General features: G+C 66.2%; 11 protein-coding genes and 4 pseudogenes. 5 read left to right on the top strand and 10 right to left on the bottom strand.

Translation table 11 applies throughout. The features are described from left to right. The first annotated feature begins 1 nt into the window (after position 1). Positions 2-979, top strand: coding sequence for a PDR/VanB family oxidoreductase (locus FND50_RS32980; protein WP_144288546.1), 978 nt, complete (start codon positions 2-4; stop codon positions 977-979). Positions 980-1,187: 208 nt separating this feature from the next. Then, a complete protein-coding gene (locus FND50_RS32975; RefSeq protein ID WP_144288545.1) occupies positions 1,188-1,676 on the top strand; it encodes a hypothetical protein in 489 nt (162 codons plus the stop codon). Between the two features lie 89 nt (positions 1,677-1,765). On the opposite strand, the gene FND50_RS37960 is transcribed toward FND50_RS32975, so the two are convergent. The 4 genes and pseudogenes from FND50_RS37960 to FND50_RS37945 form a co-directional block, all read right to left on the bottom strand. Further along, entirely contained in the window at positions 1,766-1,957 is a 192-nt protein-coding gene (locus FND50_RS37960; RefSeq protein WP_397492953.1) for a hypothetical protein, read from the bottom strand. A 36-nt stretch (positions 1,958-1,993) separates the two neighbouring features. Further along, a complete protein-coding gene (locus FND50_RS37955) occupies positions 1,994-2,302 on the bottom strand; it encodes a transposase (RefSeq protein WP_222105596.1) in 309 nt (102 codons plus the stop codon). Positions 2,303-2,384: 82 nt separating this feature from the next. Further along, positions 2,385-2,513, bottom strand: a pseudogene (locus tag FND50_RS37950) (transposase); the annotation flags it as partial. A 220-nt stretch (positions 2,514-2,733) separates the two neighbouring features. Continuing rightward, positions 2,734-2,862, bottom strand: a pseudogene (locus FND50_RS37945) (transposase); the annotation flags it as partial. Between the two features lie 420 nt (positions 2,863-3,282). Here FND50_RS37945 and FND50_RS32960 point away from each other — a divergent pair. Beyond that, the gene (locus tag FND50_RS32960) at positions 3,283-3,981 is read left to right on the top strand and encodes a hypothetical protein (protein WP_144288544.1); all 699 of its coding nucleotides are present in this window, start codon (positions 3,283-3,285) and stop codon (positions 3,979-3,981) included. 168 nt (positions 3,982-4,149) lie between these two features. Next, entirely contained in the window at positions 4,150-4,617 is a 468-nt protein-coding gene (locus FND50_RS32955) for an SRPBCC family protein (RefSeq protein WP_144288543.1), read from the top strand. A 360-nt stretch (positions 4,618-4,977) separates the two neighbouring features. On the opposite strand, the gene FND50_RS32950 is transcribed toward FND50_RS32955, so the two are convergent. After that, positions 4,978-6,441, bottom strand: coding sequence for a glyceraldehyde-3-phosphate dehydrogenase (locus tag FND50_RS32950; RefSeq protein ID WP_054246116.1), 1,464 nt, complete (start codon positions 6,439-6,441; stop codon positions 4,978-4,980). Between the two features lie 831 nt (positions 6,442-7,272). Next, a pseudogene (locus FND50_RS32940) lies at positions 7,273-7,647 on the bottom strand (tryptophan-rich sensory protein); the annotation flags it as partial. A gap of 784 nt (positions 7,648-8,431) precedes the next feature. Here FND50_RS32940 and FND50_RS32930 point away from each other — a divergent pair. Then, positions 8,432-8,818: pseudogene (locus FND50_RS32930) on the top strand (transposase); the annotation flags it as partial. 96 nt (positions 8,819-8,914) lie between these two features. On the opposite strand, the gene FND50_RS32925 reads toward FND50_RS32930, so the two are convergent. From FND50_RS32925 to FND50_RS32910, 4 genes are all read right to left on the bottom strand, one after another. Next, positions 8,915-10,084, bottom strand: coding sequence for an NADH:flavin oxidoreductase (locus FND50_RS32925; RefSeq protein WP_144288542.1), 1,170 nt, complete (start codon positions 10,082-10,084; stop codon positions 8,915-8,917). Positions 10,085-10,216: 132 nt separating this feature from the next. Next, a complete protein-coding gene (locus FND50_RS32920) occupies positions 10,217-11,656 on the bottom strand; it encodes an amino acid permease (protein WP_144288541.1) in 1,440 nt (479 codons plus the stop codon). A 16-nt stretch (positions 11,657-11,672) separates the two neighbouring features. Beyond that, entirely contained in the window at positions 11,673-12,899 is a 1,227-nt protein-coding gene (locus FND50_RS32915) for a Glu/Leu/Phe/Val dehydrogenase dimerization domain-containing protein (RefSeq protein ID WP_144288540.1), read from the bottom strand. Between the two features lie 209 nt (positions 12,900-13,108). Then, positions 13,109-13,636, bottom strand: coding sequence for an Lrp/AsnC family transcriptional regulator (locus FND50_RS32910; protein ID WP_005261973.1), 528 nt, complete (start codon positions 13,634-13,636; stop codon positions 13,109-13,111). Between the last annotated feature and the right edge of the window lie 89 nt (positions 13,637-13,725).

Below are 13,725 nucleotides of genomic sequence, written 5' to 3'. Positions count from 1 at the left end.
AATGACACAAGAGACCAACCACCTCCTGATCCGGCAACAACGACTCGAATCCGATGGCGTGTTGTCGCTGACCCTGGAACGACCGGACGGCGCCGCCCTCGGCGAATGGGAGCCCGGAGCACACATCGACATCGTGCTGCCCTCCGGGACCGTTCGGCAGTACAGCCTGTGCGGTGACCCCACCGACAAGACCGCCTACCGGATCGCCGTCCTGAGAGAGGACGAGGGACGCGGTGGGTCGAAGGAAATCCACGACAGTGTCCGGGTGGGGGATCTCCTGGCGGTGCGTGGCCCCCGCAACCACTTCGCCCTCGAGCGCGCCCCCCACTACCTCCTGATCGCCGGTGGAATCGGGGTCACTCCCATTCTTTCGATGGCACGACAACTGTCGCGGGAGAACGCCAGTTGGTCCGCACTCTACGGTGGCCGCAGCCGCGCCACGATGGCATTCGTAGAAGAGTTTTGCGGTCTCGGCGAGGTGAACGTCTCTCCTTCAGACGAATCCGGAAACCTCGACCTGGCAGCCGCCCTGGCCGACGTTCCAGCCGGCACCGCCGTGTACTGCTGCGGCCCCGAAGGCTTACTGCAGGCGGTGAAGTCGGTGTGCGGTCCGGTCCTTGGTGACGAGGCGATTCATTTCGAGCGGTTCGGCGCTCCCGTCGTGGGGGCAGACCCTGCCGCGGCCGCGGAAGCCTCGGACGGGCAGTCGCCCACCGAATTCGACGTCGAACTGCGCCGTACCGGCTGCACGTTGAAGGTGCCCGCCGACCGCACCCTGCTCGAAGTCGTCCTCGAAGCGAACCCGGACATCCTGTACTCCTGCGAGGACGGCTTCTGCGGATCCTGCGAAACCCGAGTGCTCGAGGGAGTGCCCGAACATCACGATTCGATCCTCTCGCAGGCAGACCGTGAGAAGGGCGAGACGATGATGATCTGCGTTGGACGTTCCCACACACCCAAACTGGTACTCGACGCTTGACGTCGAAGGAAGCTGTGAGGAGCTGGGTGTCACTGTTTCCGTGATCGATGGTCGTGCCCTTCCGGAGCGTGTGAGGGGAGTCATGCGCGACATCGTGGGGTCAGGTGGGCGAGTCTCCCGACGTGGTCTGCGTGCACGCTCTCTCCAAGGCGGTAGCCCGCACTGCTAGAGACACCGGCGGGCAACTCCGACGCGCGAAGATAGCGTTATGCCAATCCAGGACTTGTGGAATCAGGACAGTTTGGTTTGGCACTTCGGCGTGTTCGCCGGCGGTCCGGCGATCGGGTCTGATCACGACGTCGACGCGCCGCAGGTATGGGTGCGTGCCCTCGAAGCCGCCGCCCGCGATCTGCGGTGCCTGCGGTACGGGCGCAACGTACCGTTGGACGGATTGGTGTGGGAGCTTGCCGTCAACGGCGACTACGCCGTCACCATCGGCTGGCAGGGCGTACACGGCATCAGTGGGTTCGCCCGCTGCGACGGCTTGTCGATGGATGCTCCGTTCAATGAGGCCGCGGTCTGGGTGGCCGACACCGTTCAGTCCGACCTCGCTGGTTACGACTCCGTGCAGTGGCCCTCACAGGGGCAACACATGCTGCTGCCGCGCAAGTGCGACGATGGTCCGGTTTGGATCGATACCCACACCGACGACACGGTTGCCGCCATTGGCGAGCTATGTCAGCACATCGATCGGTAGGGCAAGACTCTGGTCGGTGAGTCGCTATAGGGATCCGCCATTGGGACACCCGTCGGCAGCGCAAGCGCGACAACAGGTGAATGACCGAGCTACAGATTCGCGAGGTGACGCCGGACGATGCCCAGGTGTGTGGGCGCCTCATGTTCGACGCCTTCGAGGCGCTCGCCACGCGCCATGACTTTCCGATCGAAGCGGGCACGCCCGAATTCGCCGACTTCCAGATCAAGGCGATGCTGGACACTGACGGCATCTATGGTCTGGTTGCCGAGCGCGACGGTCACATCGTCGGCAGCGCCTTAGAAAGTGTTCTGAAAGTGTCACGCCGCGCGGGTCGACTGCCAGGGGCGTCGTCCGCGTGCGGGGGCGAGTCGTCGGGTCATCAATCCGATCATTGCCCATTTGATCATCGCTTCCGAGTGTGCCGGGAGGCGTTCGTAGTCGTGGTCAAGTCGACGACAACGCACGATCCACGCCAGGGTCCGTTCGATTAGCCAGCGGTGCGGCAGAACACTGAATCCCCGCTGCCCCTTGGATTTCCGCACGATCTCGAGCGTCATCCGGCAATGCTCCGCGACCCATGCGACGAGGCGTCCGGCGTAGCCGCCGTCTGCCCACGCCAACAACATTCGACGGCATTTCTGTCTTCGCCCGGGACAACGCCAGGCGCCCGCCGTCGCGGTCTTGCACGTTCGCCGCGGTCACCGGCACGGCCACCAATAGGCCCAGCGCGTCCGTGACCACGTGTCGCTTCCTGCCGTTGACCCGTTTCCCGCCGTCCCATCCGCGGGTGTCCGTTCCGACTGTGTCGGCGCCCTTGACCGCCTGCGCATCGACCATCCCCGCCGACGCCATCGGATTCCGGCCGACGCCATCGGATTCCGGCCGACGCCATCGGATTCCGGCCGACGCCATCGGATTCCGGCCGACGCCATCGGATTCCGGCCGACGCCATCGGATTCCGGCCGCTAAGGTCACGGAGCTTCGCCCGCAGCGCGTCGTGGATGCGGTCGGTCACCCCGGACTCGTTCCATCGCTGGAAGTACCCGAAAACGGTCTGCCAGGGCGGGAAGTCATGCGGGAACTGCCGCCACGAGCAACCGGTGCGGTTGATGTAGAGGATCGCGTCCACGATCCGCCGTCGATCGTGGATCGCCGGGCGACCGCCCGGCAGCGCCGTGGGCACCATCGGTGCGATCACTTCCCATTGGGCATCGGTCAGATCGGACGGATACGGCGTCGGCTTGCGACGTTTCCTGCGAGCAACCACGGCCCCAATCATGCCGCCACCGGGCAGGTCCGCCGCGCCCGAATCGAACACTTTCAAAACACTCTCTCAGCCCGCGATGCCGGTCGCGTGAGTTGCGACATTGTCCTGATGTACAGTGCGACCATCCTGCCGCGAAGGCTATGAGTGTGCGGGGATCATGATTTTCGGCGGTGGGCGGTTGTCCGGTCCAGCGGTGCCGGGGAGGGGTGCGGGGTATCTCGGTGAACCGGACGTGACGAATCCCGCGCAAATGGATCGGGAGGGTCGCATGTGCGTTGGGGAACCGTCGGTGGCCGCGGTTTTCGGTATCTGAGCGCCTCTCGGTGACACGATGGGTGGGTGGGAGACAGAGCGAGCGGGATTTTCGGGGTTGTGGGTGTGGTCGTCGGGCTGGTTGCGGTGGTGGTGTTCGTCGCGTTTACGTCGCGGCCGCACATGGTGGCCACCTTGTTCCAGTCGGGGTTGACTGATCCATCGATTGTGGTGGTGGTGGTTCTCGGGGGTGCCGCGGTGGCCGGGGCCGGTTGCGGGGTGGTGCTGTGGCTGTCCGGGTGGCGGGTGGTGCGGGAGGCGGCGAGTGGGGATGAACGCCGTCGTCGGCGCACCTTCTTGCTGGGCAGGACTGTCGCCGCGGCCCTGGGCGGTGTCACTGCGGGGTTGTTGCCGATGCTGGTGTTGTTATATGCCGTGTTCACGGCCACGGTGGGCATCGCGGTGGAGTGGGCCTCGGTGCTGGTGTTCTATGCCGGTAGTGCGGTGCTGGCGTACGGGTGCGCATTGCTGGGTGTGTGGTGGGTGTTGGCCGCGGCGGGTGATGTTCGGCGCTCGGGAGCAGTGCAGATGCTGGCGGTGTTGCTGCCGGTCGGTGCGCTGACGGCCACCGCTGCCGGTGTGGGCGCCGCTGCGATGTTCGGGTATTCCACTGTCCCTGCGACGTTCGTATGCGTCATCACGGTGGTGGCCGCCATGCTGACGGCCACGGTGGCGCAGGCTCGGGTGTTGACCCGGGCCCCGGCCGTGGGCGCCGGCGCCCGGTGACCTCACCCGCGGTACACGACCCTCAAACCGGGCGCAGGAATGCGCGGCCGGTCGAGAACAGGTGAGCACCCTCGCGGTGGGGGGGCGGGGCATCACCCGTCCCTCGATAGGTGACACCGTTGAGATTGTGGGCCCACCCATGAAACTCCTCGGCTCTACAATCGGGCGATGGACAGGACCGACCGCGCCAGCAGGGTGATCGCGGCACCACCGGCGACCGTCTACGACGCCCTCCTCGACCGGGAGTCCCTCGAGGCCTGGTTACCGCCGGAGGGCATGCGCGGGCGGGTCGAGCGGTGGGATCCCCGGCCTGGTGGCGGGTTCCGGATGGTCCTGACCTACCTGAACCCCGCCGGCAGCCCCGGAAAGACATCGGATGTGACGGATGTCGTCGATGTCGGATTCACCGACCTGGTGCCACCGGAGCGCGTGGTGCAGCGGGCGGTGTTCGACGCTGAGGACCCGGCGTACGCGGGCACCATGACGATGACCTGGCACCTCGCTGCCGCCGGGGACGGGACCGAGGTGACCGTCACTGCTACCGACGTGCCAGCCGGCATCGACCACGAGGTACACGAGGCCGGGATCGCCTCCTCGCTGGCGAACCTGGCGTCGTACGTCGAAGGGACCCTCTGACGGTCGGCTGCGACCCGGGACCCGGCGTTGTATGGAGGACGTGGTCGAACACCCACCTCGTCACCGCGAGCACCGCGGCGCTCGTCTCGACACCACCCCGCTAGCACAACTGATCACCACCCGCGACGGCCGTGAGTGACCGAACCGCAGCCAACCTCGAGCGTGAACTCGCCATGCTCGCCTCCGTACGTGACCCCCTGGGTCGGAGGGCGACGATTTCCGTATCCCGACCACTGCCGTTGATCAGGTTCTCGATGAGCTCAACCGTCTCAACGATCGCCGTGGGATCCGAGCTGATTTCCGTCCACGCATACCGGGCGAGCGCCTGTGCTTCTGAAGTGGCCGAGCGCGCTCACGCCTTTAGGCGATCGCTTCAGCGGCAGCGGCCGCGTCGACCGCCGGGAAGATGGGGTACTCCACGCCCGAGAGGTACTGGACGGTGCGAACCACCTGGCAGGAGTAGCCGAACTCGTTGTCGTACCAGACGTACAGGATGGCGGTGTCGCCGTCGACGATCGCGGCGTTCGCGTCGACGATGCATGCCGCACGCGAGCCGATGAAGTCACTCGACACGGCGTCGGTTGCCGCGGTGTAGTCGAGGTTCCGGCTCAACGATCCGGTGAGTGATTCCTGGCGAAGGTGCTCCAATACTTCATCTTTGGTGGCCTCGCGACTGAGCTGAAGGTTGAGGATCGCGACGGACACGTCCGGCGTTGGCACGCGGATCGAATTGCCGGTGATCTTGGCCTTCAGGTCGGGAAGGGCCTTCGCAATCGCGGAGGCCGCACCCGTCTCGGTGAGGACGAGGTTGAACGGCGCCGATCGGCCACGCCGGTCGGCCTTGTGGTAGTTGTCCAGCAGGTTCTGATCGTTGGTGAACGAGTGCACAGTCTCGACGTGGCCCCGCACGACGCCGAACTCGTCGTCCATGGTCTTCAGCGGCGGGACGATGGCGTTCGTGGTGCAGGACGCGCACGACACGATGCGTTCGTTCGGATCGACGTCGCGGTGATTGACGCCGTGCACGATGTTGGGGACGTCACCCTTGCCGGGCGCGGTCAACACCACCTTCGCCACACCAGGGCGGAGGTGCTGTGACAGCCCGTGGCGGTCACGCCAGATGCCGGTGTTGTCGATCAGGATCGCATTGTCGATGCCGTACTCGGTGTAATCGACACTCGTCGGGTCGTTGCTGTGAATGAACTTGATGACGTTGCCGTTGGCAATGAGCGCGTTGTTCTCGTCGTCGACCTTGATCGTGCCGTTGAACTGACCGTGGACGGAGTCGCGGCGCAGCAGTGACGCACGCTTGACCAGGTCGTCCTTGCCGCCCTTCCTGACGACCACGGCACGCAGGTTCAGGCCGTTACCCGAACCGGCCTTCTCGATGAGCAGCCGCGCGACGAGTCGACCGATACGCCCGAATCCGTAGAGGACGACATCCTGGGGCTGCGCGGGGCTCGTCTGGGCACCACCGACCAGGTCGGCGAGGCTCTCCGCGACGAACTCGGGGATCGGCGCTCCGCCACCGTGGGCGTGATAAGCGGTCACCAACAGGCCGAGGTCGATCTTCGACGGCCGCAGATCGAGTCCGGTCAGCGCCTCGAGGAAGGGGAACGTCTCCTCGACGGAGAGCTCGTCGCCACGGATCTGTCGGGCGAAGCGATGGGTCCGCAGGATCTTGATGACCGATTTGTTCACCAGCGAGCGACTGTGCAGCAGAATGGTCACCGAATGCCTGCGGTGCAGACCGCCGATAATCGGGATCATCGCTTCCGCGAGAGCTTCCTCGGAGTTCCACTGCGTCAGTTCCGTTGTGCTCACTGCGTTCCTCTGGCTTTCTGGCTCATTGGCGTGCTCGTGGGTCGGACGCCGGGCGGGATGAGACGCACGTCATACACCCATGTGGCGGAGAACGGCGTGCGCACCACCAAGCATATGTAAGCGCCTCCTCGCGGCGACAGGCACCAGGCACCAGGCGGTTGCTTCGGCTACGGGTATTCCGGTTCGAGGGGGACGGCGACCGGGGGCTCGGCCGGCTCGAGGACGTGGACCGATGGGGGAGCAGGATCTCCCACGTCACCGGTACCTCGTGCTCCGGGCTGTGCTGCGACCAATGGCAGTGGGCGTGATACGAGGTCATCAGGGCGGTGCCGTGCGTGCGGAGCAGCTCCATGTTTGCTCGGAATCCGGTGTGAGCGGTCTCGACCTGCCAGATTTTCGCGGTTCCGGTCGGGTCGAAGGCGGTGCGGAAGGCGTGGCCTGTTTGAGGGTGTCGACGGCGAAGACGGATTGGAACCGGGAGGGTGCGGTCGGGAAGTGCGCGCGGCGCACATCTTCCCAAATCAACTCGATGGAGTGATCGGTGACCTGAAAACGGACGTCTGCGTTGACGAAGTTGTTTTCACCGTGGTCTGCAACACCATCGGGAAACAACACGTCGAGGTGCTGTTGCAGGTGTGAGGGGGCGACATCGTCGAAGGGTGAGCCCGAGGGTCTGTCCCTGGTGCAGGGTACCCGGCGATCGACGGTGCAGTAGCGCGGCATCGCGTGACCCTTCGCTGGCGAGAAATTATTGTTTCGAGCATTCGGCCCGCTTATTGTCCGCATCGGGCTGTGTGTGATCGCTCGTGGTCGACATATCAAGCACCCGAACGGTTTCGTGATGGTGGCCTCGCCGGACTGTGCGCGGGGTAGTCGGGCGATCGTGGTGGCGACGATGGCCAGCGCGGCGGCCGCCAGTGCGGCGATGGCGGCTGGCAGTGAGGTCAATCCGTCGCCGGTGGTCCGCGCGACGGCGATCCAGGCCAGGCCCCAGACGAGGGCTGCGGTGACGGTGACGCGTCCGTGACCGGCGACGGCGAGGACGACGGCGACCAGGGCCACTGCAGTGAGGACGGCCCAGGTATCGGCGCCGAGAGCGAACGGATCGATCTCGGCGCCGGCCAGGGCGGCGGCGGCGATGTTGGCGACCACCGCGACGCAGACCCAGCCGAGGTATACCAATGTGGTGGCGTCGACGACGAATGATCTGGCGGATTCTGGGGACAGAAGCACCGAATCGGCGCGACTGCAACATGTGGAGCTGCGGTTCCACCACTTCCGCCACTTCGGATGAGGAGCCTCGCCACATGTGTGAGAAACCCCGCCAGATCAGCTGAGAACCGACACCTGACCCGGTGAGGAATACCGCCTCGAGCTCGTCATCGGCACGGCTCAACTGCGCAATCTCTCCCAGTGCCGAGGCGTCATACGCCACCCAGGGGAGAAACTGCGCCAACGCCGCGCCACATATGAGAAACGCGCCAGATCGACCGAGAACCGACAAGGGAGATGATGCCGACGTCAGTGGTGGTGGTCGGTCCAGCGGCGTGCAGGCTCGTCGGTGTTCCTCCACCCGGGCCGGACCGTCACGTCGCACCGCACACGACGTGGTGCGGAGGCTCTCGGATGCCTCGGCCTGAAATCGCGCATCCGCGCTTTATCCTGCCTGCCCGCCGAGCTGCCGATCGGCCCAATCCCGACACCGGATAACCCCTGCGTCATTCGTGTGACACTCGGACCGAAGGGTGTGGGTGGTCGGTGAGGTCGAGGCTCCGATCGATCGGGTATGCCGCCCACAGCGCCTACGGCACGCCGCCCGAAGGGGGAACGTCAACAAGGTGACGGCCTATGGACGAGAGCGAGCCTGAGGCTAACCGGGAGCGATTCAGTCCGGCGCCGGCTGCACCGCCTGGTGTGTGGGACTGTCCGATAAGCGGTTGATCTGAGTCTGGCCGACACGCCGAGCTCCGCTTGGCGGAAAGGCGAGATCATGACCGAGACACTCCATCCCATGGATCAGCCGAAGATTGATCACCAGGAGTTGGCACAACAGCTGTTGGCACAACAGCTGTTGGCGCAGGCAAAGGCCGACGGTGTCGAGCTGGTCGGACCGAACGGGCTCTTGAACCAGCTGACCGCGACGGTGCTCGAATCCGCTCTGGAGGCAGAGATGGACGAACACCTCGGCTACGAAAAACACGAGGTGACGGGCCGCACCAGCGGGAACTCCCGCAACGGTCGACGAACGAAAACGGTCCTCACGGAGATCGGTCCGGTCGAGATCCGGGTCCCGCGTGACACCGATGCTTCCTTCGATCCGCAGATCGTCAAGAAACGCCAGCGACGGTTGACCGGCGTCGACGGAATCGTCCTGTCCGCAGTCGATCGACCGGGCGCACTGATCTTCGGTGCCGTCGTCGGCATCGGGTCCCTCATCGCGCTCCACGTGTGAGTCAACCGGCCGTGCAGCGAATCACTCGACGAGCACGCAGCGTGCTCCGCTGAAGATGGTGGGCATGCATTTGTTGCAGTGAATGCACAACGACTGGGTGCGGGGCTCGGACCGGATGCGGTTGATCAGGTCGGGTTCGCGCAGCAGCGCCCGGGCCATGGCGACGAATTCGAAGCCCTCGGCCATGGCGGTGTCCATGCCCGCCCGGTCGGTGACTCCGCCGAGCAGGACGAGCGGCAACGTCACCGCCGCGCGGATCTGGCGTGCGTGCTCGAGCATGAACAGGTCGCGGTACGGGTAGGCGTGGATCATCGACTTCCCGGCCAACTGGACGCCGAGGCGGACTGGCTGCGGCATGGCGGCCGCGAACTCCCGCACCGGCGCGTCACCCTTGAACAGGTACATCGGGTTGAGAAGTGAACTGCCCATGGTGAGTTCGAGGGCGTCGATGCTACCGTCGTGCTCCAGCAGTCTGGCCACCTGGATGGCCTCGTCGAGCCAGAACCCGCCGGGGACGCCGTCGTCCATGTTCAGCTTGGCGAGGATCGCGACCCGGCCGCCGACGGCGTCGCGCACGGTCTGGGCGACGTCCCGCACCACCCGGGCCCGGTTCTCGAGTGATCCGCCGTAGGAATCGTTGCGACGGTTCAGCTTCGGGCTGAGAAACGCGCTGGCGAAGTAGTTGTGGCCGAAGTGGATCTCGACGGCGTCGAAGCCGGACTCGACCGCGAGCCGCGCCGCGGTTCCGTGGGCGGCGGTGATCCGGGTGATGTCTGCGGTGGTGGCGCTGCGGATCATCCGCATGCTGAGCGGGTTGAACGACCGCGACGGTGCGAGCGCCGGCAGTCCGGTGGACTTCTCGTTCGCGACGGGTCCGGCGTGCCCGAGTTGGGCGGATGCGGCCGCACCCTCGGCGTGGATGGCGTCGGTGAGCCTGCGCAGCCCGGGTACAGCGTCCGGGCGCATCCACAACTGCCCGCGTTCGGTGCGACCCTCCGGTGCCACGGCGCAGTAGGCCACCGTCGACATCCCGACCCCACCCGCCGCGGGCCGGCGGTGGAATTCGATCAGTTCGTCGGTGACCAGCGCGTCGGGAGTGCGGCCCTCGAACGTGGCCGACTTGATGACCCGATTGCGTAACGTGATGGGGCCCAGCGTGGCCGGGGCGAAAACGTCTGGATGTGTGGTCATTCCCGGCCCTTCGTCGCGTGCGTTCGACGGTAGGCGGCCGGAGGGTTCGGCGACCGGAACGTGTCCGCTGAGCGGGAGACCGCCGCGGCCCCACGGATGACCCCTCGACATCCGTGAGATCGCGGCGTCGTCTCAGCCGACGGTTTCGGGCGTCTTCTCCGGTGTGGTGTCGGCGGCCGCGCTGCGTTGCCTGCGTCCGAGCACCCAGCAGGCCAGTGTGATCGCACACGTGAACGTGAGCGTCGCGAACAGCTGGTTGCGTGCCGCGTCGTCGAACAACGCCAGCACCGCGACCGCGGCCAGCAGTGCGAGAGCGACATACGACAGATACGGGAAGCCCCACATCTTCAGCGGCAGATCCGTTCGGCCCGACTTCTCGGCCCGCCGCCGCAACACGATCTGCGAGACGGTGACGAACGTCCACAGCACCAGGATCGTCGAGCCGACCGCGTTGAGCAGGAGCGGGAGAACACGATCCGGGGCCAGGTAGTTGAGGACGACGGTGACGAACCCGAACGCCACCGACGCCAGCACCGCCACGCGGGGAACGCCGTTGCCCGACACCCGGCCGAACACCTTCGCCGCCGCCCCACGCTCGGACAGCGAGTAAATCATCCGGGAGCCACTGAACAGCATGGCGTTCAGCGACGACAGCAGTGCGATGACCACGACGACGGTCATGACGGCGCCGGCACCGGGCACGTGCGCGGCGTTCAAGACCGCGACGAACGGTCCCGTCGCGAGTTCGTCGGCGGTCCACGGCAGCACCGTCACCATGATGAGGACGGAACCGACGTAGAACACCAGGATCCGCCACACTATGGACCGCACCGCGCGGCTCACGTTGCGCCGCGGTTCCGACGTCTCGGCGGCCGCGATGGCCATCACCTCGGTGCCGCCGAACGCGAAGACCACGATCAACAGGCCGGCCGCGATGCCGGTGACACCGTTGGGGGCGAACCCGCCGTGGCCGGTGAGGTTCGACAGGCCCGGCGCGTCGAAGCTCGGAATCCAGCCGAGGATCATCGCGGAACCGACCGCCAGGAACGCGACGATCGCCACGATCTTCAGTGCGGCGAACCAGAATTCGAACTCGCCGAAACGGGAGACGCCCGCCAGGTTCACGGCGGTCAGCACACTCATGTACGCCAGGGCCGCCAGCCATTGCGGCACTGCGGGTATGGAGGCGGCGGTGATCGCCGCCGCCGCGGTCGCTTCCGCGGCCACCACGATGACGACCTGCACCCAGTAGAGCCAGCCGATCGTCCGGCCGGCGACCGGGCCCATCGCGTTCTCGGCGTGGACGGAGAACGCGCCGCTATCGGGGTCGGCGGCCACCATCTCGCCCATCATCCGCATCACGAGGACGACGAGGAATCCGGCGATGAGGAAGGAGACGAGCACGGCGGGCCCGGCGACGGCGATGCCCGCACCGGAGCCGACGAACAGTCCGGCGCCGATCGCGCCGCCCAGGCTCATCATCACCAGCTGCCGCGGTTTCATCGCCTGCTGAAGGCCCGTGGTGACAACGGGTCCGGTGCTGGAAGCCGGTGGGTCGTGAACTGTGTTCATGGGAGCTCCCGTGCCGTCAGACGAGCTGATCGAGTGCGATCTCGAACGCGGTACCGGCGATTCCGGTCGGCTGCGACGAACGCGCGAAGCAACGCTCGAGCGCCGTCGCGACGGTGGCGGAGACGTCACCGAAGATCGCCTCGTCCGACACCTCGATGTCACCCTCCATCAGTAGTGCGAACGCCCGGGCCATGCCGCAGTTGGCGATGAAGTCGGGGACGACGGCCACACTCTTGTCGGCGTACTCGTAGATGGGGCCGTAGAAGATCTCGTCGTCCGCGAACGGCACGTTGGCGCCGCTCGCCACCACCTCGAGACCACCGGCGATCAACTGGTCCACCTGGTCGCGTGTCACGAGACGTGATGCGGCGCAGGGGAGGAAGATCTCGGCGCCCGAACTCCAGATCGCCTCGTTGATCTCCTCGAACGGCATTATGCCTGCCGCGCGCAGTTCGTTGCCCTCCTTGGCCAGGAACAGCGCGCGGATCTGCTCGAAGTCGTAGCCGTCGGTGTTCGACAACCCACCGTTGCGGTCGAGGATGCCGACGATCCGAGCCCCGGACTGCGCCAGGTAGTACGCGGCGGCGGCGCCGACATTGCCCCAGCCCTGCATGATCACGCGCTTGCCGGCCAGTTCGCCGCCGTAGACCCGGTAGTAGTGCCGCACCGATTCGGCGACACCCCAGCCGGTGATCAGGTCGGACACCGTGTACTTCGCCTGCGGGTCGGGAGTGAACCGCGCATCTTCGACGACCTTCGCGACACCCAGCCGCAGCTGTCCGACCCGCTGCACCCGCTCGCGATCGCTGGCCGCGAAGTGCCCGTTGACGACACCCTCTTGCGGATGCCACAGGCCGTAGCTCTCGGTGATCGGCACGACCTCGGCCATCTCGTCGACGTTCAGGTCGCCGCCGGTGCCGTAGTACGCCTTGAGGAGCGGGGTGACGGCCTTGAACCAGCGCCGCAGCACTTCGTCCTTGCGCGGGTCGGTCGGGTCGAAATCGATGCCCGACTTCGCGCCGCCGATGGCCGGACCGGAGACGGTGAACTTGACCTCCATGGTCTTCGCGAGCGACTCCACCTCGCGCCGGTCGAGACCGCGCCGCATCCGGGTTCCGCCGCCGGCAGCGCCGCCACGCAGCGAGTTGATCACCGTCCATCCGCGTGCGGAGGTCTCCGTGTCGTGCCACTCGAAGACGATCTCGGGGGCCTTCTCTTCGAATCGGGTGAGCAGATTCTTCATGGCTTCTCTCGGTTTCTCGGCTGCCGGGGGCTCGGGGCGACCCGGTCGGTGTTCCCGACCGGTGCCCGCGCTGTTACGGCGATCACTGTGTCGGGCACCACTCGTGCGCCGCAACCGGCCGGCCGGCACATAGCCACGATGAACACCACCGCGAAAGAAGTTCCAGAATTTTCTATTCAGTTTGTGCAGTAGGGCCGGCGATCGTGTTGCTAATCCGGTTCCGAGGAAGCTGTGCGGTAGGCCGGGGCCTTCGCCGAGCGCGGCCGGTCGAGGGTCCGCAGGAGAGGCATCGACCGGTACGGGACGATCACCGACAGCACCATCACGCTGGTCGACCGGGCGACGACGCTCGACTTGTTCAGATCGATCAGCGTCTGCTGCAGCCCGAGGTGGGAACCCGCCGCGATGCGGCACAGGATGTCGCCCGAACCGGTGGTCGCGAAGGCCTCGAGCACGCCGGGAATCGACTCTAGTTCCGACGTCACGGAGTCGAGCGCTCCCTGCGCCGTCTCCAGCGTGACGAACGCCTGCACGTCGAACCCCGCGGCCGCGATGTCGAGGCGCGGCTCGTACCCGGCGATCACGCCCGACTCCTCGAGTTTGCGCACTCGCGCCTGGACGGTGGCCCGCGCGACCTTGATCCGGCGCGACAGCTCCAGCACGCCGGCCTTCGGGTCGTCGTGCATGGCGTCGAGAAGGGCGAAGTCGAGCTCGTCCAACTGCACTGCGTCCTTCATGGCCAGACCTCTCCGGGCGGATTCAACTAGTCCGACTGTATAAGAAAAGTGGTTCGGAGATCGCCGAAGGTGGCACTGTGGCTAGCTTC

It is taken from the genome of Rhodococcus sp. WB9 (assembly GCF_007558985.1).
In the GTDB taxonomy this organism is placed as follows: Bacteria; Actinomycetota; Actinomycetes; order Mycobacteriales; family Mycobacteriaceae; genus Rhodococcus_F; species Rhodococcus_F opacus.
Note: the sequence above shows the minus strand (reverse complement) of the source record. Positions and strands in the feature narration are given on the sequence as shown.

Bases quoted from the DNA above. Each gene is read 5' to 3' on its own strand.
- FND50_RS32980 (WP_144288546.1), top strand. From the start codon at position 2: ATGACACAAGAGACCAACCACCTCCTGATCCGGCAACAACGACTCGAA.
- FND50_RS32975 (WP_144288545.1), top strand. From the start codon at position 1,188: ATGCCAATCCAGGACTTGTGGAATCAGGACAGTTTGGTTTGGCACTTC.
- FND50_RS37955 (WP_222105596.1), bottom strand. From the start codon at position 2,302: ATGTTGTTGGCGTGGGCAGACGGCGGCTACGCCGGACGCCTCGTCGCA.
- FND50_RS32955 (WP_144288543.1), top strand. From the start codon at position 4,150: ATGGACAGGACCGACCGCGCCAGCAGGGTGATCGCGGCACCACCGGCG.
- FND50_RS32925 (WP_144288542.1), bottom strand. From the start codon at position 10,084: ATGACCACACATCCAGACGTTTTCGCCCCGGCCACGCTGGGCCCCATC.
- FND50_RS32920 (WP_144288541.1), bottom strand. From the start codon at position 11,656: ATGAACACAGTTCACGACCCACCGGCTTCCAGCACCGGACCCGTTGTC.
- FND50_RS32915 (WP_144288540.1), bottom strand. From the start codon at position 12,899: ATGAAGAATCTGCTCACCCGATTCGAAGAGAAGGCCCCCGAGATCGTC.
- FND50_RS32910 (WP_005261973.1), bottom strand. From the start codon at position 13,636: ATGAAGGACGCAGTGCAGTTGGACGAGCTCGACTTCGCCCTTCTCGAC.